Annotated in this window: 15 protein-coding genes; 8 read left to right on the plus strand and 7 right to left on the minus strand. The window is 67.5% G+C overall.

The features are described 5' to 3' along the window. Positions 1-69 precede the first annotated feature (69 nt). Positions 70-1953: an ABC transporter substrate-binding protein gene (locus JOD67_RS31300; RefSeq protein ID WP_205121294.1), complete on the plus strand. Its 1884-nt coding sequence runs from the start codon at positions 70-72 to the stop codon at positions 1951-1953. Positions 1954-2118: 165 nt separating this feature from the next. Here JOD67_RS31300 and JOD67_RS31305 read toward each other — a convergent pair whose 3' ends face one another. Further along, a complete protein-coding gene (locus JOD67_RS31305; protein WP_205121295.1) occupies positions 2119-4671 on the minus strand; it encodes an ABC transporter substrate-binding protein in 2553 nt (850 codons plus the stop codon). A gap of 239 nt (positions 4672-4910) precedes the next feature. Between JOD67_RS31305 and JOD67_RS31310 the strand changes: the two genes are divergently transcribed. Then, positions 4911-5342 carry a CBS domain-containing protein gene (locus JOD67_RS31310; protein WP_307782621.1) on the plus strand — a complete coding sequence of 144 codons (432 nt, stop codon included), beginning with the start codon at positions 4911-4913 and terminating at the stop codon, positions 5340-5342. Positions 5343-5436: 94 nt separating this feature from the next. After that, positions 5437-6723: an ArsB/NhaD family transporter gene (locus JOD67_RS31315; protein WP_205121297.1), complete on the plus strand. Its 1287-nt coding sequence runs from the start codon at positions 5437-5439 to the stop codon at positions 6721-6723. Between the two features lie 13 nt (positions 6724-6736). Here JOD67_RS31315 and JOD67_RS31320 read toward each other — a convergent pair whose 3' ends face one another. From JOD67_RS31320 to JOD67_RS31340, 5 genes are read right to left on the minus strand one after another with little or no spacing between them, the layout of a single operon-like run. Beyond that, complete coding sequence (locus JOD67_RS31320; protein WP_205121298.1) at positions 6737-7402, minus strand: response regulator transcription factor; 666 nt, start codon at positions 7400-7402, stop codon at positions 6737-6739. Continuing rightward, positions 7392-8372 carry a HAMP domain-containing sensor histidine kinase gene (locus JOD67_RS31325; RefSeq protein ID WP_205121299.1) on the minus strand — a complete coding sequence of 327 codons (981 nt, stop codon included), beginning with the start codon at positions 8370-8372 and terminating at the stop codon, positions 7392-7394. Before JOD67_RS31325 ends, JOD67_RS31320 begins: the two co-directional genes overlap by 11 nt. A gap of 57 nt (positions 8373-8429) precedes the next feature. Beyond that, positions 8430-9326: an alpha/beta fold hydrolase gene (locus tag JOD67_RS31330; RefSeq protein WP_205121300.1), complete on the minus strand. Its 897-nt coding sequence runs from the start codon at positions 9324-9326 to the stop codon at positions 8430-8432. Then, a complete protein-coding gene (locus JOD67_RS31335) occupies positions 9323-10513 on the minus strand; it encodes a cation:proton antiporter (RefSeq protein ID WP_307782622.1) in 1191 nt (396 codons plus the stop codon). The genes JOD67_RS31330 and JOD67_RS31335 overlap by 4 nt, the downstream gene beginning before the upstream one ends. Before the next feature lie 4 nt (positions 10514-10517). Beyond that, positions 10518-10988, minus strand: a complete 471-nt coding sequence (locus JOD67_RS31340) for a cation:proton antiporter regulatory subunit (protein WP_205121302.1) — start codon at positions 10986-10988, stop codon at positions 10518-10520. A 203-nt stretch (positions 10989-11191) separates the two neighbouring features. Here JOD67_RS31340 and JOD67_RS31345 point away from each other — a divergent pair, with 203 nt between their 5' ends. From JOD67_RS31345 to JOD67_RS31360, 4 genes are all read left to right on the plus strand, one after another. After that, the gene (locus JOD67_RS31345) at positions 11192-12097 is read left to right on the plus strand and encodes an SPFH domain-containing protein (RefSeq protein WP_205121303.1); all 906 of its coding nucleotides are present in this window, start codon (positions 11192-11194) and stop codon (positions 12095-12097) included. Positions 12098-12100: 3 nt separating this feature from the next. Beyond that, the gene (locus tag JOD67_RS31350) at positions 12101-12727 is read left to right on the plus strand and encodes a class I SAM-dependent methyltransferase (protein WP_205121304.1); all 627 of its coding nucleotides are present in this window, start codon (positions 12101-12103) and stop codon (positions 12725-12727) included. A 457-nt stretch (positions 12728-13184) separates the two neighbouring features. Continuing rightward, the gene (gene murJ / locus JOD67_RS31355) at positions 13185-14750 is read left to right on the plus strand and encodes a murein biosynthesis integral membrane protein MurJ (RefSeq protein WP_205121305.1); all 1566 of its coding nucleotides are present in this window, start codon (positions 13185-13187) and stop codon (positions 14748-14750) included. A gap of 109 nt (positions 14751-14859) precedes the next feature. After that, the gene (locus JOD67_RS31360; protein ID WP_307782623.1) at positions 14860-15549 is read left to right on the plus strand and encodes a coenzyme F420-0:L-glutamate ligase; all 690 of its coding nucleotides are present in this window, start codon (positions 14860-14862) and stop codon (positions 15547-15549) included. A 264-nt stretch (positions 15550-15813) separates the two neighbouring features. On the opposite strand, the gene JOD67_RS31365 is transcribed toward JOD67_RS31360, so the two are convergent. Beyond that, complete coding sequence (locus JOD67_RS31365; RefSeq protein ID WP_205121306.1) at positions 15814-16854, minus strand: TolB family protein; 1041 nt, start codon at positions 16852-16854, stop codon at positions 15814-15816. Positions 16855-17134: 280 nt separating this feature from the next. Between JOD67_RS31365 and JOD67_RS31370 the strand changes: the two genes are divergently transcribed. After that, the gene (locus tag JOD67_RS31370) at positions 17135-17695 is read left to right on the plus strand and encodes a DUF4287 domain-containing protein (protein ID WP_205121307.1); all 561 of its coding nucleotides are present in this window, start codon (positions 17135-17137) and stop codon (positions 17693-17695) included. Positions 17696-17819 lie beyond the last annotated feature (124 nt).

Raw genomic sequence — 17819 nt, forward strand, 5'->3', positions numbered from 1 at the left:
GACTTCGACAGCTCAACCCTCCGCCGCATGAGGTGCGACGGTGCTCTACCCAAAATCTGAGGAGTACCGATGACCAGAACCAAGCTCCGGTCGGCCGTTCTCGGCCTCACCATGGTGGTCCTTTCTTCGTTGGCCGCCGCATGCGTCGGAGATGCGAACGGCAACAACGACAAGGATTCGCCGAACAAAGAGGTGGGGACACTGGAGTTGGTCTCGGCTGAGCAACCGGCGCAACTGCCCGGAAAGGTAGCCGAAGGCACGAAGTTCGTCATCACCGTGAATCTCAAGGACGACATCGGATGGTCGGACGGTACGCCGCTCACCTCTCGCGACTTCGTCGGACTCTACGACGTGAAGTGGGCGCAGCAAGACCCCGTGTGGGAGTCGTTGACCGAGGTGCGGGCACCGACCGACACCACCCTGGTGTTCGAAACGCGTGAGCTGTCGCCCAACATCATGCAGCGGCTCGTGCGCTGGAATCAGCCGGCGTCCTCATCCCAGTACGGCGAAATCTACAAGGCGCTCGGAGAACTGCGGGCCAAGGGCACCGCTCCCGACAGCACAGAAGTGGCTTCGGTTCTCAAGAACCTGGACGGCCTCAAGCCCGAGAGCACCATCGCGTACGGGCCCTACGTTGTGGACCCCAGCGCGGTGACAGCGCAGCAAATGACGATGGTGAAAAACGAACACGGCTACAACGCCGACAAGTTGGCCTTCGAACGAGTCGATGTCACCTGGGGATCAACCCAGCAGACGGTTCCCCTGCTGCTCCAGAACCAGCTGGACTACACGACGGACGCCTTCACACCGACCGACGTCCAGGCGCTCAGCGCGAACAAGAACATCGAGTTCATCCGCTCACCCCTCAGCACAGGAACCGGCATCTGGTTCAACGAGACCATCAAACCGTTCGGCGACAAGCGGTTCCGACAGGCGATCGCACTGATCATCGACAGGAAGCGAAACGCGAAGGTCGCGCTGGGAGATGCCGCCAAGCCTGTCGAGCACATGGTCGGGTTCAGCGACGTCTATGTCGCTGACTGGCTACCCGCGGAGGTCGTCAGCGAGCTCAACCCGTACGACCGGAACCTCGACGCGGCGGAGAGCCTGCTCACCGAGGTTGGGCTCACCAGGTCTGGGGATTCCTGGTCCTATGGCGGTGAGAAGTACGGGTTCGAGATCACCGCACCCTCCGACTTCCCCGACTTCCTCGCTTCCGCGAAGGACGTCAGCGCACAGTTGAACGAGTTCGGATTCGACACCCACGTGCGCGGCATCCCCGCAGCCAACCGTCCCGACACGATCAAGCAGGGACGGTACAAGGTCATGCTCGACTTCGGCATGGTCTCGACGCCGTCGCACCCTGCGAGCAGCCTCAACTGGAACATGGCCGAGGGGTACTTCGGCACCAACAATCCCGAGAGCACCGGCTCGAAGGGCCTCGCGTGGCCATGGCGCCAGACAGCAGCGGACGGAACCAAGGTCTACATCCCTGACCTCCTGGACGAAGCAGTCGAGGGCATGGACGTGGCGCCGCAGCGGAAGGCAGTCGAGACGCTGGCGCAGATCTTCAACGACCAGCTCCCCGTCGTTCCGATCTTCGAGCGGTACACCACCGACCCGATCGCCCACGGTCCGCGGGTCACCGGCTGGTTGCCGAAGGACCATCCGGTGTACAAGAACAACCAGGGCAGCGATCCGTACGTGTCGATCCAGCTCCTGGAGGGCGTCCTGAAGCCCGTCGAAGGTGGGGACGGCACGTTCCGAACCAGCGCTCCCTACGCCCAGCCTCCCAACTTCTCCTGGAACTACTACGGGGCGAACAGCATGTTCTCCACCATGACGTCGCCGTCCTACGACATCGCCTTCCCACCGTTGTTCTGGTACTCGCAGGCCAAACGCGCCTATGTGCCAAGCGTGGGCAAGTCGTACTCGGTCGCCGAGGTCGGCTAGCCGGACGTGCCTGCCCTCCTGGGGAGACTTGGGATGGCGACGTCTCGAGTGATCTGGGGCGGAAGGCACTCCGTGGCTGAGACGTCTCGGTCGCCTTACCCGGCCAGTGGCCGCTCTACCTGGCGTCCACCCCACGTAAAGGGGCCAATGATCATGTAAACATGATCATTGGCCCCAGGGCGGGCCGGGGATCGGCGATCCGTCGACCTTGGCCACCGAGTACGACTCTCCAACTGCCGGGATGTAGGCGTCGATCGCCTCGCCGTACCAGAACAGTGGCGGCAGGGTGATGTCGTACGACGGCGAGGTCATCGTGGCGTAGATGCTGTGGGCGGCGAACTGGTTCAACACGTAGGTCGGCGGCTGGGCGTACGGGGCGCTGGTACGGAACGAGCCGTCGCTGCCGTCCGCGGGCTGGAGGATCCCCTCCAGGAACTGGATCGACACGTAGTTGTCGCTGCCCTGGTTGTTCTTGTAGACGTAGACCGGATGGTCCTTGGGCAGCCAGCCGGTGACGCGGGGACCGTGGGCGATCGGGTCGGTGGTGTACCGCTCGAAGATCGGAACGACGGGGAGCTGGTCGTTGAAGATCTGCGCCAGCTTCTCGACGGCACGCTTCTGCCGCTCTTGGTCGAACCCGGCGACCGCCTGGTTCAGCAGATCGGGAATGTAGACCCCTGTCCCGTCCGCGGCCCGCTGGTGCCACGGCCAGTTGAGCCCCTTGGGTCCGCTCGCCTCGGGCTTGTTCGTACCGAAGTGTCCTTCGGCCAGGTTCCAGCCGAGGCTGGTCGCCGGGTGGGAGGGGGTGGAGACCATGCTGAAGTCGAGCATGACCTCGTACCTGGCCTGCGCGATCGTGTCGGGTCGGTGCGCGGCCGGGATACCGCGTACGCGAGTGTCGAACCCGAACGCGTTGAGCTGCTCGCTCACGTCCTTGCCCGAGGCGAGGAAGTCGGGGAAGTCCGACGGTGCCGTGATCTCGAACCCGAAGGCCTCGCCCTCATAGGTCCAGGTGTCCTTGTCCTTCGACAAACCGACCTCCACCAGAAGGCGAGCGGCGGCGTCGAGGTCCCGGGGGTAGGTGTCGAGGCCGGCGACCACCTCGTCGGAGAGCCATCCGTCGACGTAGGTGTCGCTGAACCCGACCATGTACTCCACCGGCTTGGCAGCCTCACCCAGGGCGACCTTGGCGTTGCGGTCCCGGTCGATGATCAGCGCGATCGCCTGCCGGAACCGCTTGTCGTCGAACGGCCGGATGGACTCGTTGAACCAGATCCCGGTGCCCGTGCTGAGCGGGGTCCGAATCAGTTCGAGGTGAGGGTTCGCCTCGAGTGCCTTGACGTCGGTCGGGGTGAACGCGTCGGTCGTGTAGTCGAGCTCGTTCCGCAGCAGCAGCGGCACGGTTTGCTCCGACCGGCCCCAGACCACGTCGACGTGGTCGAAGGTGATCTTGTCGCCGTTGTAGCCGCCGTCGTTCTTGACCATGCGCAGCTGCTGCGTGGTGACCGAGCTCGGGTCGATGACGTACGGACCGTACGTCACGGCCCGGTCCACCTCCAGAGCCTCGAGGTCGTCGAGCACAGCCTGGACCTTGGCGTCTCCCGGGGAGGCGCCCACCGCGCGCAACTGACCGAGCCGGTCGTAGATGTCGCCGAACAGCGACGATGGCGCCGGCTGGTACCAGCGAAGGAGTTGCTGCAGGAGGTTCGGCGAGAGGTCGCGGGTCTCGTACACCAGCTGCGTGTCCGACGAGGCCTTCACGTCCGTGAGCGACGCCCAACTCGGGTCCTGTTGCGCCCATTTCACGTTCCACAGGCCGACGAAGTCGTGGGCGGTGAGCCTCGTCCCGTCCGACCACTCGATGCCGGGCTTGAGGTTGACGGTGATCGCGGTGTTGACGCGTTGTTGGGCAACGAGGACGAAGATGACCTCGACGAGGGCGAGCTGAGCGATCCGACTGGCCATGGCGCCGGATCGGAACGTGGTCTCGCGCGCCGCCGTCGTCAGGACGATGTCCGCCCGACGAGCGATCGGGGCGCGCGGGTAGTTCGTGACGGCGACGGTCGTCGCGCCACTCTTGGCGGCCGCCTCGAGGTAGCGGATCGTGTCCTTGGTGGAGCCGGAGTGCGACAGACCCACAGCCACGTCATTGCTGCCGAGCGTGCCCGCCGAGTCGATCGCGAAATGCGGATCGGCGAAGCTGTGGCTCATCAACCCCAGGCGATGCAGTTTGGACTGCAGCTCCTGGGCAGCGAAGGAGCTCGCACCGGCGCCGAAGAGGTCGATACGTCGTGCCGCCACGATCGCCCGTGCGACTTCCTCGAGGCTCCGAGTCGACACCTGCTCTGCTGTTTCGGTGATCGCGCGCGCGTCAGCGCCCGCCACCTTGCGGACGATCTGAGCCGTGGTGTCGTCCGGCAGGATCTCGCCGGAGAGCTGCTCTTCGTTCCTGTTCGCCGCAGCCGCGGCCGCCAAGGCGAGCCGGAACTCGGGGTAGCCGTTGAACCCGATCGTGCGACACAGCCGAATCACCGTGGTCTCGGAGGTGTTGCAGCGGCGCGCCAGCTCGGCGATCGTCGACGCCGCCGTACCTTCGGGATGGTCGAGCGCCGTCCGGGCGACGCGGGCCTCCGACCGCGAGAGGTTGGGCAGGATGCCGCGCAGCGTCGCGAGCACCGTACGGTCGACCGGCTCGTGCTTGGCAGCGGACTTGGACATCTTCCCCTCTCACCCCTCTCGTCGTTCGGGGATCGTATCTGAGCCGACGGCGCACAGCTGGGAAGCCGCAACCATGGCTCCTCGAGCTCCTACATGCTTGCCTGGCGCTCAGATGGGTGTCGCACCTGATGGTCGGGAGCGCCGCCACGGCGAAGACTTGGGCTGTGAGCATCTTCGGGCAGCTGGACAGTCGGGCCGATCGGGTTGGTGCCATGCGGGCAAGTGATATCGCCGTGAACGTGCCGACTGTCACTGTGGACGATCAGGTGGCGAAGGCTGTCCGGGTGATGGTGGTGAGTCGGCTTCCGGGGCTCGTTGTCGTGGACGAACGATCGCGGCCGTCGATCGTGCTCCCTGGTACGCAGGTGTTGCGGTTGGCGGTTCCGGGGTCCTACCAGGAGGACCCCAAGCTGGCGCACGTCGTCGACGAGTCCTACGCCGACAGCTTCTGGCAGGAGCTGGGTGACCGGACCGTGGGCGAGTCCCTTCCCGCGAAGCCGACGAAGCCCGTGACGGTTCCCGCGGACGCCACGTTGCTCGAGGTGGCGGCGTTGATGGCACGCCAGCACAGTCCGCTCGTGGCGGTGGTCGACCGCGATGGCGTGCTGGTGGGCGCGATCACTCTCGAACGGTTGATCACGAGCCTGGCGGTCCTCGGCAACGACGAGTGAACGACGTCCGCCGCTAGTCGACACGAACGATCACGTGCTGTGGGGAGGTCGCGCCCGTGTGCCCGAAGCCAAGCAGGACGGCGCGGCATGAACGATGACAGCCGTTGCCGCGTTGACGATCTTCCTGATCGCGTTCTACTTCATCGCCACCGAGAAGGCGAACAAGGTCACGGTCGTCCTGATCGCGTCCGGCGCGATGGCCGTGCTGGGGTTGGTGCCTGGCTCGGAGGTGTTCTTCTCCGAGCACGAGGGGATCGACTGGAACGTCATCTTCCTCCTCCTCGGCATGATGGTGATCGTCGGAATCATCAAGCAGACAGGCGTTTTCGAGTTTCTCGCCATCTGGGCGGCGAAGAGGGCGCGCGGTAAGCCGTATCGGCTCATGGTGATGCTGATGGTCATCACCGCGATCGCCTCACCGTTCCTCGACAACGTCACCACGATCATGTTGGTGGCGCCCGTGACCGTGGTCGTCTGCGGCCGGCTGCGCATCCCGGCGCAGCCGTACCTGATCGCGGAGGTGCTCGCGTCGAACATCGGCGGCGCCGCCACGCTGATCGGCGATCCTCCGAACATCATCATCGGCAGCCGGGGCGGGCTCACGTTCACCGACTTCCTCGTCCACATGGCGCCGATCGTCGTGGTGGTCTTCGTCTTGTTCGTGATCTTCGCGAGGTTCCTCTTCCGCAAGGCCTTCCAGCACGCCCCCGAGGAGCTGGAAGCGGTGATGGCGTTGCAGGAACGACGGGCGATCACCGATCCGGCGATGCTGCGGCGGTGCCTGATCGTCTTCGGTGCCGTCGTGATCGGGTTCGGGCTGCACGCCGTGGTCCACATCGACCCGGCGATCGTCGCTCTCGTAGGTGCGGGCCTGATGTTGCTGGTCACGAAGGCGGACGTCTCCGATGTCCTGGCCGAGATCGAGTGGCCGACGCTGGTCTTCTTCATGGGCCTGTTCGTGATGGTCGCCGGCCTGGTGCACACCGGTGTGATCGCCACCATCGGCACCTGGGCGGCGGGGGCGTTCGGCGACAACCATCTCCTCGCCGCGACCGCTCTGCTGTTCGGCTCGACCGCACTCGGCGCGTTCTTCGACAACATCCCGTACGTCGCGACGATGGCACCGATCGTCGAGGGCATGGTGGCCGGTGTACCGGATCCCGCTACAGGACAGGCGTTGTGGTGGTCGTTCGCCCTCGGGGCGGACTTCGGCGGCAACGGCACCGCGGTGGCCGCGAGCGCCAACGTCGTCGCGATCGGCATCGCGGCGCGCACCGGCAACCCCATCGGGTTCTGGCAGTTCACCAAGTACGGCATCGTCGTGACCGTGCTGAGCTCGATGATCGCGTGGGTGTACGTGTGGTTGCGGTACTTCCTCTGAGACCGGGCACCACCTACGGCTCGATCAGGCCCGTCCTGATCGCGTAGCGGGTGAGGTCGAGCCGATCACGGAGCCCGAGCTTCTGCAGGATGTTCGCGCGATGCCGCTCGACGGTCTTGAAGCTGATGACGAGCAGATCGGCGATCTCCTTCGAGGAATGGCCTTCCGCGACGAGCTTCAGGATCTCCTCCTCGCGGTCGGTGATCGCCTTGGCCGCAGGGGCGATCGTCCCGTTGCGGGCCTGCTCGAGGTACTTGCGGATCAGGGCGGTCACCGCTCCTGGGTAGAGGAACGGTTCGTCGCGCATGGCCGCCCGGCAGGCCTCGACCAGGTCGCGGTCGGCGACGGACTTGAGCACGTAGCCAGACGCTCCCGCGCGCAGGGCCTCGAAGAAGAACTGGTCGTTGTCGTACATGGTGAGCATCAGGATCCGAAGTCCCGGCTGCAGTCGGGACAGCTCGCGCGCCGCTTGCAGGCCGGTGAGCCTCGGCATGGCGATGTCGAGGATCGCCAAGTCTGGTTGGTCCGCGGTGGCCTTGGCGATCGCTTCGGCGCCGTCGCCGGCTTCGGCGACCACGGTGAGGTCGGGTTCGTTGTCGAGGATCATCCGTACGCCGCGACGTACCAGCGCGTGGTCGTCGGCGAGCAGGATCCGCGTCGGCGCGCGGTTAGCGTGCATGGTCGGCGGCTCGGGGAACGGACGGCTTGCGACGTACGGCCGGGATGCGCAGCCGGAGCTCGGTGCCGCCGTGGGCGCCCGCCTTGAGGACGAGGTGAGCGCCGACGAGCAGGGCGCGTTCTCGCATGCCGCGGATGCCAGCGCCTTCGGTCGAACGGCCGAGTCCCTTCCCGTCGTCGATGACGGTGAGGTCGATGCCGCTCCTCGCCCGATAGAGCTCGACCGTGGCGTGCCGGGCTCGCGCGTGCCGGGCGATGTTGGTGAGCCCTTCCTGCGCCACGCGGTAGAGGACGAGCTCGGATTCGCGGTCCAGGGACGGCAGCTGGTGGTCGAAGCGCCCGTCGACGGTCAGGTCACCCGTGGTGAACTCCGCGGTCAGGGCCTTGAGAGCGCTGACCAGGCCGAGCTCCTCGAGGACGCCAGGCCGTAGCCGGCGGGCGATCCGCCGCACCTCGTCCAGCGTCGAACGGGTCGTCTCCTGGACCTCGTGAACGACGCCTCGTACGGGCTCGGGAACGATGTCGGCGACCCGCTTGAGCTCGAGCAGCACGGCGGTGAGGGACTGGCCGACCTCGTCGTGCAGCTCCTGCGCGACCCGTTGCCGCTCCGCCTCCTGGGCGGACAGCGCGCGACCACTGCTGGCCGCACGCTCGGCCTCGAGCCGGTCGAGCATGCTGTTGTGGGCAACGATCAGGTCAGCGATCTCACCCGAGCCCGCCACGGTCGGCCGTTGGGTCGGCTTCAGCAGATCGGTGGTGGTCATCGTGCGTGCCAGCCGCTGCAGCGGTCGCAGCGTGAGGCGAAGGATCACCGCGTTGACGACGAGCATGACGACGAGCCCCGCACCGAGGATCACCGCCTCCTTGCGTGCGATCGGCGTCGAGACGGTGACGGGTCCGAGAGCGAGCGCGACGATGGCCGCGATCAGGATCGCCGCGTTGGTGAGGAAGATCCGCCAGAACAGCGACACTCGCGACCTCCTGATCCTGTGTCCGTTCCACTATGGCCCTGCGTGGCGATGGGCTGTCTATGGGTGCGGGCACCCATGTCCGTGCACCGTGTCGAGGAAGGTGCCGACGACCTCGGCGATCTGGTCGGGAGCGTCCAGCGGGATGAGGTGGCCAGCGCCGTCGACGGAACGGAACTCACCGTTCTGAGCGAGTGCCGCGGCGCGCCGCATGACCCCCTCGGTCACGAGCGGATCGTCCCGGCCGTGCAGCCAGAGGGACGGCATCCGCAGGACGGGCAGCGACGGGGTGAAGTCGAGGCGCATGCTGGTGGGCCCGTACGCGTCGACCTGCCAGTCGTCGAGCGCGGGTTCGCGGTGTTCGACGCGTTGCCGCGCCTCGGCCTCGATGAGCCGCATGAGGACGTCGAAGTCGCGCGTGCGCGTGCCGTTGGCGAGGTGGCGGGACATCGTACGGCGCAGGTAGCGGGGTCCGGCGGTCCAACGGGTCGAAGCCCTGAGCAGCGCCCCCGACCGCAACACGAGCCAGGTCAGCAGCTGCCACGGGCGCCGGGCGTCGAGGCCACCCGGGTTCATCGCGACGAGCGCGCTCACCCGGTCGGGACGCGTGAGCGCGTAACCGAGGGCGACGCCTGCGCCCATCGACAGCCCGACCAACGAGGTCTGGCGTACGCCGACCTGCTCGAGGAGCTCGTCGAGGACGGTCTCCATCCGTGGCTGGTCGACCCGGCCGGTCCAGGGTCTCGAGAGGCCGTGGCGTGGCAGGTCGACGGCGAGGACGTTCCACCGTGCGGCGAGGGCCGGCATCAGATGCCGCCAGGTCAGCGCGGCGGTGTCGAGCATCGCGCCGTGCAGCAGGACGACGGTGGGCGCGTCGGCCGGCCCGGCTTCGTAGACGCCCAGCGGGCCTCCGTCGAGACGGAGTGTTCGGGGGTGTGCGAACGCGTCGTCGGTCACCGTTCCGTACCCCCGATCGGCTGCTGGCGTCGGTTCGCCAGGAGGCCGGCCAGGCCGCGAACCGCCGGCTCGGTGAAGCGGGCGGTGAGCGGCCCGACGACGACGAGGATGAGCACGTACGCGGTCGCGAGCGGTCCGAGCGACGGCTCGATCCCGGCGCTGACAGCGAGTCCGGCGATGACGATGGAGAACTCGCCGCGAGCGACGAGGGTCCCGCCAGCCCGCCACCGGCCGGGCACGGACACGCCGGCGCGGCGGGCGGCCCAGTAGCCCGTGGCGATCTTCGTCGCGGTCGTGACGACGGCGAGTGCCAGCGCGGGCAGCAGGACAGGCGGGATGCTGGCCGGGTCGGTGTGCAGACCGAAGAACACGAAGAACACCGCGGCGAACAGGTCGCGTAGCGGCGACAGCAGCGCCTGCGTGCCCTCGGCGACCTCGCCGGACAGGGCGATCCCGACGAGGAACGCTCCGACCGCGGCGGACACCTGCAGCTGCTGGGCCAGACCCGCGACCAGCAGCGTGAGCCCCAGCACCATCAGCAGCAGGTTCTCGGGGTTGTCGCTGGAGACGAACCGCGAGATGAGCCGGCCGTACCGTACGGCCACGAACAGCACCACCGACGCCACACCCAGCGCGATCGCGAGCGTGAGTCCGCCTGCCATCCACCCCACGCCCGCGAGCAGCGCCGTGACGATCGGCAGGTAGACCGCCATCGCCAGGTCCTCGAGAACCAGGATGCTCAGCAGCACCGGTGTCTCGCGGTTGCCCAGCCTGCCAAGCTCACCCAGCACCTTGGCGATCACCCCTGAGGACGAGATCCAGGTCACGCCGGCGAGGACGACCGCCGCGACCGGACCCCAGCCCAGCAGCAGCGCGGCAACCGCCCCCGGAACGGCGTTGAACAAGGCGTCGACCACGCCAGCCGGATACTGCGTCTTCAGGTTGCGGACCAGGTCGGAGGCCGAGTACTCCAGGCCAAGCATCAGCAACAACAGGATGACGCCGATCTCGGCGCCGGTGGAGACGAACTCCTCCGTCGCGCCGAGCGGCAGCAGCCCTCCCTCGCCGAACGCGAGTCCGGCCAGCAGGTACAGCGGAATGGGTGACAGCTTCAGTCGGGTCGCCAGCCGTCCGAGCAGGCCCAGCCCGAGAATGATCGCGCCGAGCTCGATCAGGAAAACCGTCACCGAGTCAGTCCCGCCCGAGGATCGTCGCCGCCGCATCGACGCCTTCGCGCGTGCCGATCACGATCAGCACGTCACCACTCGCCAGGCGAAAGTCCGGGGTCGGCGACGGCGTCGCATCCGTTCGGCGCAGCGCGGCCACGATCGACGCACCGGTACGGGTGCGGATCTGCGCCTCGCCGAGCAGCCGCCCGTTCCACACCGAGTCCGCCGCCAGCGGGATGCGTTCCGCGACCAGGCCGAGGGCAGTGGTGTGCAGAACGGACGGGCTGTGGTGCTCGGTCGACAGGGCACCGACGACGAGCGACGCCTCCTCCCCCGTCAGCCGGAGCGAGAGCTGGCAGGTGTCCCGGTCGTCCTGCCGGTAGACGTTGAGGGTGCGCGAACCGTCTCGGTGCGCGATCACCGACAGCTCCCGATCCTCCCGGGTGGTCAGGTCGTACTGCACACCGATGCCCGGCAGCGGCGTGGAACTCATGCGCGGCACAGTCAATCCTCCAACAGGATTCTCGTCGTCATGATCATCGCACTCGGCTCCAAGTCGGGTCCGGAGTCGCGCCGCGACGCCCCTCGGATGGGTGTTGGCCCCGATGGACAGGCCGGGCGGCTCCGCGCGAGTCTCGAACTGCGAGCCCTACGGCCCGGTCGTCCACGAGAGAGGACACGGAGGCGATGGAAGCGATGAACGCGCCCGAGGCCCTGGTGGCCGCGGTGCTCCTCGCCATCCTGGTCGTCGTCACGATCGCGAGAACGGTACGGATCGTGCCGCAGGCGCGAGCCCGAAACGTCGAACGTCTCGGCCGCTTCCACCGAACTCTGCAGCCCGGACTCAACGTCGTGATCCCCTACGTCGACAGGGTCTACCCCGTGATCGACCTGCGGGAGCAGGTCGTGTCGTTCCTCCCCCAGCCGGTCATCACCGAGGACAACCTGGTCGTGGAGATCGACACCGTCCTGTACTTCCAGGTCACCGACCCCCGCGCGGCCGCGTACGAGATCGCCGACTTCCTGCAGGGCGTCGAGCAGCTCACCGTCACCACCCTGCGCAACGTCGTCGGCTCGATGGACCTGGAGAGCACGCTCACCTCCCGCGACACCATCAACAGCCAACTCCGAGGAGTCCTCGACGACACCACCGGAAAGTGGGGGCTCCGCGTCAGCCGCGTCGAGATCAAGGCGATCGACCCGCCGCGCACCATCAAGGACGCCATGGAGAAGCAGATGCGCGCGGAACGGGACAAGCGTGCGGCGATCCTCGGTGCCGAAGGGCAGCGCCAGGCCAAGATCCTCACCGCCGAGGGGGACAAACAGGCGGCGGTGCTGCGCGCCGAAGGCGACCGGGCGGCTCAGGTCCTCAAGGCAGAAGGCGAATCGGGTGCGATCGACCGGGTGTTCCAAGCCGTGCACCGCAACGACCCCGACCCGAAGCTGCTCGCCTACCACTACCTGCAGATGCTGCCCGAGCTCGCCCGCGGTCCCGGCAACACGTTCTGGGTCATTCCCGGTGAGGTCACCGCGGCCCTCCAGGGGGTAACTCGGGCCTTCGCGGAAACCCCGACCGCCGAGGTCGACACCGACGCGGCTTAGCGCATGAGCGATCTCATCTCGAGCTTCGACTCCTGGGCGGCCACGTACGAGACGACGCCCATGCAAACCCTCGTGTTCACGCCGGTACGTTCGACCGCCATCGCGCTCGCCCACCGGTACCTGCCCGCGCCGTCCCGTGTCCTCGACGTCGGCTGCGGTACCGGCCGCCTGCTCCGCGACCTGCGAACGAATCACCCGCACGCGCAGCTCGTCGGGGTCGACCCGGCGGCGAAGATGCTGCTCGAGGCCTCGGCCCTCGCACGCGGCTCGAACCTGCGACTCGTCCGCGCCGCCGCCGAGCGACTGCCGTTCGCCTCCCACAGCTTCGACCTGGTCTTCGTCACCATGTCGATGCGACATTGGTCCCGCCCGCGAGCGGGAGTCGCCGAGGTCGTTCGAGTCCTGCGACCCGACGGTGTCCTCGTCGTCGCCGAGGTGGCGCTCCCGGCCGGCAAGCGACGCGGCCTGCTCGCACGACTCACCGAGGAACGAAAGCAGCTGATGTACGCGCGCCTGCTCGACGAACAGGCGGTCTCACGTCTCACGATCGAGCCCGCGCCCGTTCGAGGACCAGTCCCCGACGTCCAGGTGGTCGTCCTGGCCCGAACCCTCGCGCGTCCGACCCCTTGAATCCGCGTACAGGTACCCAGCCGCGGCCAACCCCGTCAAGCCGGCAACGAGAAGCCAGCCATCGTGCAACGCCACCGCGCTGGCGAGAAGGACAGCGGCCACGATCGACAGCGGCAGCCACACCGGAGGACGGCCGTCCCTGCCACGCACGTCGCCTCCGCGAGGCAAGGGCCACTCCTCTCGACGGAAACCAACGCATGACAGGTCGCCAGGTGGTCCCCGGGGCCGACGGCCATTGAGGTAGCCAACTCCACGCCCCGGGGCAATCTCAGTCTCGCCAACCGGCCGGGCGTTCGCCATGGGTGCGGACACCCAAACCTCGCCGCGTTCCTGGGATGAGAAGAATCTCACCGTCAGGTCACGCTGGTCGCCGCATGCCTCGGGGAGACTCGTCCAATGGTTCGAGCCAAGGTGATCATCGTGATCGCGGGGGTCCTTGGCCTCGTGCGGGTGAGCGGTGAGTGAGGGACGGCGGCGGATCGTTCGTTCGTCCGCGCTCCTGATCGGTCTGGTCGGGCTGAGCCAGGTGTTGGGGTTCGTTCGCGACGCGGTGGTGGCAGCGGTGTTCGGCGCCTCCGCGGGGGTCGACGCCTATCTGGTCGCGCAGGGGTTGATGAACCTCGTCCTCGGTCTGGTGGCCAGCGCGCTGGCCAAGGCGCTGGTACCGCCGGTGTCGAGGGCAGCGGACGCGGGTCAGCTCGAGGAGGGGCATCGCACCGTGCGTGTCGTCCTCACGGTCGCGGTCGTGGTGCTGGTCGCCGGGTCGGTCCTGATGGCGATTGGTGCCAACCTCGTGATCGCCGTGCTTGCCCCGGGCTTCGACGCGGCCACCGCGGAGCAGGCCGTGCAGCTGGCCAGGATCGTGTTGGTGGCGACCGTGTTCGTCGCCGGTACGAACATCCTCGCGGCAGCCGCGCAGGCAAGTGGCCGTTTCTTCTGGTCGGGTCTGCAAGGCATCCCGTTCAACCTCGCGATGATCGCGGCTGCGGCGTTGCTGGCCGCCGAGTTCGGGGTGGCGGCGCTCGCCATCGGTTTCGTCGTGGGCTCGGCGTTGCGATTCGCCGTGCAGCTCCCGGCAGCTCGTCGGATCGGGCTCAAGCTGCGACCATCCCTGCGGCTGTCGGACCGTGGCTTCCGTGAGGTCGTCGCGCTCGCTCCCGCCCTGCTCGTCGGCAGCGCGGTCACCAACGTGAACACCCTCGTCGACCGCGCTGTCGGGTCCGCGCAAGGGGCCGGCACGATCGCGTCGCTGAGCTACGGCTGGCGCATCGTCACTCTTGCCGAGGTACTCCTGGTCGCGGCATTCGCGGCGACGCTGTACCCGAGGTTCAGCGCCATAGGCGACCCCGCCCGTCGCGCCGAGCTACGCGGCGCCGCAGGACGCGCCCTGACCGTCGTCCTCCTCGTCATCGGTCCCGTCGTGGGCATGCTCACCGTCGCCGCCGAACCGATCGTGGTCGTGCTGTTCGGCCGCGGCAACTTCGACGCGCACGCGATCGAACTCACCGCGCTGGCCGTGTCGGTCTACGCGGTGGGTCTGCCCGGGCTGGCCGCGCGCGAGGTGGTAGCCCGCATCTGCCTCGCCGTCGGCGACAGCCGTACCCCGGTCCTGGCCGCGGTCGTCGCGATGGCGGTCAACGTGGCCGGAGATCTCACCCTCGGCGTTCGCTACGGAGTCGCCGGCCTGGCCGCCTCGACGTCCTTGTCGCTCGTGCTCGGCGCGGTCCTCCTGGGTGTCCTCACGGCCCGCCGACACCGAGCACTCGGACTTCGACCGATAGCACTCGACACCGCTCGCCTGGCCGGAGCGGTCGCCGGCTCCGCCTTGGCCGCGTGGGCCATGCTCCAGCTGCTCCCTGGCAACGGTCCGACGTCCGCGTCCGGCGCGATGGTCGCCCTCATCGCCGCGGGAACGACCTGCCTCGCCGTCTACACCGGCCTGATTCTGCTGCTCCGCGTCACCGCGGTCGCTGACCTCAAACAAGCCGTCAGCGATCTGCTCCGCCGTAACAACAAATCCTGACGGGCGGCACGAAATGGCGATGAGAATACTCTCACGTGTTTGTTGCGGCTCTTCCCATTTTAGGCATTTAGGGTCTGCTCCATAGAGGTTCCTGACTGCTGGAGGAAATGTGTCCGGCCGGCATTCCACTCAGCCGATCGAATGGACAAAGATCGCTGTTCTCGGCAGGTCCTATGGACGATGCGCTATCCGAACTCCTTGGCTGTCCGAGGAGGACGACCTCACCGCGATCCTGCACGAGTACACCGTGGACCGCGAGCTCGGCGACACGATCGTCGTCAGTGAGAAAGTCGCCATCCTGCTCACCGGCAGGACGATCTCGCTCGACTCGGTGACGGTTCGCCCCTTCGCCCGACGGCTCGCCAAGCTGGTGCGGCCCCGGTTCGGCTCACTGGGACTCTCGCTCCCCGAAAAGATGCAGTACGTCGTCGACGAGGTGGGCCACCCCCGCGTCGCCGCGGCGGCAGCCGCGGCGCTCCTCACCCGCCCGTTCGGAATCCGCGGTGCCTTCTACCGCATCGCCGGAACGCTCGCCAGAGACATCGACGGTGGGCGCCCGCCGTACGGGTCGATGCTGTTTCCGCCACTGTCCACTGCCCACGCCACCGCGCTCTGCACCGAGCTCGAGCGCACCCTGGGCGCTGGCGTGGCCATCGTCGACATCAACGACCACGGCGGCTCGATCCGGGCCGCGTCCGACCTGTCCCTGCCTGCCGACGACCTCCTCCAGGTGTTGGCCGACAACCCGCTCGGCCAACGCAGCACGGGTACCCCGATCGGCCTGGTCCGGCCACTCTGACCAGTCCCACGATCGGGCATCCGAGTACGGAGGAGGGGGCGAACCGATCCACGCAGGCGGCCGCCCCCAGCCCGAGTGAGACTCCGGCGTCGCCGGGTGGGTAGAGCGATCCCGAGCCTCGCGTACCCAGCTTCGCCTCGGCACGCCGCTGTCGCCATCGGTGCCAGCACCCATTTCGGTCGCTGGCCGCGCGAGGCCACCCGATCGGGCCATGACGTCAGGTTCAGCGCTGGTCCTGGTCGAGGGTCGCGGGCCGCGTTGAGCTCATCGACTCTTGTCGGTCCAGTCGGGCCAGAAGCCGCAGGCGGGTGGATCGGCTAGTTGGCGCACGCGGCTGCCGTCGGGTCGCATGGTCAGCAGGTGGATGCAGGTTCCGCCGGTGGCGGAGTAGTTGAAGAGGATCGTGCGGCCGTCGGGGGACCAATTGGGGAAGAAGGCGAGATCTTCGCCTGGTGTGGTCGTGGTCAGCGCATTCAGGCCCGTGCCGTCGGGTCGGACGCTGAACACGTCGGCTCGGAACGGTCCATCGTTGCTGCCGGCATGAGTGGTGAAGACGATTCTTCGGCCGTCGGGAGACCAGTCCTTCTCGTCGACCATGAGGTCATAGGACGTGATTTGGTGTAGTCGACTGCCGTCGGGACGGACCAGGAACATCGCGCTCACGCTCTTGTTCTCCGGGTCGTCGTCAGCGCCTCTGAACCGGCTGAACGCGATCCATCGGCCGTCCGGCGATACCGCCGGGACACCGTCGCCCCAGAAGATGTCTGGGTTGAGGGTGACCCTCTTCAGGTGGGTGCCGTCAGCGCGGATGGAGTAGATGCCGTCCAGGAAGCCAGCGGAGGTAGCGACGCAGCAGTGCTCGAACACGAGCGTCTTCCCGTCCGGCATCCACACCGGGGTCTGCTCCAGGCAGGGGTCGGTCGCGATCGAGCAGTGCGTCAGTTGCGTGAGCCTCGTGCCGTCGGCGTTGACGGTCATGATGTTCGGATAGCCCTCCGGATCGCGGCGTTGGAAGGCGATCCGCCGCCCGTCCGGCGACCACACCCCGGGCATGTCCTGGTAGCCCCACGCCGGATGGGTGAGGCGGAACCGGTGCGACCCGCCCGCGCGCATGGTGACCAGTGCCAACCGCATCTTGTCGCCGGACCGTTCCTCAACCGAGACCACGATCCGGCCGCGTGCGCTACTGGCGGCGCCGGTCGGTTGAGCAGCTGCGCTCACCGTGATGCCTGTGCCCGCGAGCGCAACCCCGGTGGCGACCACGACTGCCGCTTTGACGGCTGCAACGAAGGTCGGTCGATTCATGCGCTCCCCCGGGGTCAGTTCCGAGCATCCCGTGGCGACCGTACGTCCCGGGGCGGACGGCGGGCTTACTGCACAAATCGTCGCTGACGAACCCGACCAGAGGAATCTCCCGGTCCGTTCAACGGACCGAGAAACCCGACGTACGGTTGATCGTCCACACCCGCTTCGTCACCGTGAGGTGAAATCCGTCCAAGCGCAGACCGCGTCGACGCCGCGATGCTCGCCGGTGTATCAGGACTGTTCGAGGTCGACACCGAGATTGAGAACATAGGGAGAAGCCGTGACCGACCCGCTGGAGCAAAAGCGCACCCAGCTCGCGAACATCGAGCGTGCGACCGGTCGCAACGTCGCCGAGTGGGCGGCGCTCGTCCAAGCCGCGGGCAAGGGAAAGCACGGCGAGATCATCGCGTTCCTCAAGACCGACCACGGCTTCACCCACGGCAACGCGAACGCGTTGGCGCACGCCGTTCGCGAGCTCGACGACGGCGGCCCTCCCACGCAGGAGGACCTCCTGGCGGCGCAGTTCACCGGCGCCAAAGCGGCATTGCGGCCCATCTACGACGAACTGCTCCTGGTCGCCCGCGGTCTGGGCGAGGACATCGACGTCCTGGTCAACAAGACTGGTGTGAGCCTGCGCGCCCGTAAGCAGTTCGCCGTCATCGAGGTGCCCTCCGCCAAACGCGTCCGCGTCGGACTGGTGCTGAAGGGCCGCGAACCCACCGATCGGCTACGGGCGGTGCGATCGATGTGCACCCACACGGTGGATGTCACCGACGTCGACGACATCGACGACGAACTCACCAACTGGCTGCTGGACGCATACCGGGCGACCAACCGTTGACGCTGTTGAGCAGGCGGCGGACTCGCGATTCCTGAGCTGGAGGGAACGGATCGCTCCGCCGAACGCTGGTCCGGTGAGCGGACCGAGAGGTTCCCTTCGCCACTGCTTCGGCTGACGCTGTGCG

Source organism: Tenggerimyces flavus (genome assembly GCF_016907715.1).
Lineage (GTDB): Bacteria > Actinomycetota > Actinomycetes > Propionibacteriales > Actinopolymorphaceae > Tenggerimyces > Tenggerimyces flavus.

Bases quoted from the DNA above. Each gene is read 5' to 3' on its own strand.
- JOD67_RS31300 (WP_205121294.1), top strand. From the start codon at position 70: ATGACCAGAACCAAGCTCCGGTCGGCCGTTCTCGGCCTCACCATGGTG.
- JOD67_RS31305 (WP_205121295.1), bottom strand. From the start codon at position 4,671: ATGTCCAAGTCCGCTGCCAAGCACGAGCCGGTCGACCGTACGGTGCTC.
- JOD67_RS31315 (WP_205121297.1), top strand. From the start codon at position 5,437: ATGACAGCCGTTGCCGCGTTGACGATCTTCCTGATCGCGTTCTACTTC.
- JOD67_RS31320 (WP_205121298.1), bottom strand. From the start codon at position 7,402: ATGCACGCTAACCGCGCGCCGACGCGGATCCTGCTCGCCGACGACCAC.
- JOD67_RS31340 (WP_205121302.1), bottom strand. From the start codon at position 10,988: ATGAGTTCCACGCCGCTGCCGGGCATCGGTGTGCAGTACGACCTGACC.
- JOD67_RS31345 (WP_205121303.1), top strand. From the start codon at position 11,192: ATGAACGCGCCCGAGGCCCTGGTGGCCGCGGTGCTCCTCGCCATCCTG.
- JOD67_RS31350 (WP_205121304.1), top strand. From the start codon at position 12,101: ATGAGCGATCTCATCTCGAGCTTCGACTCCTGGGCGGCCACGTACGAG.
- JOD67_RS31365 (WP_205121306.1), bottom strand. From the start codon at position 16,854: ATGAATCGACCGACCTTCGTTGCAGCCGTCAAAGCGGCAGTCGTGGTC.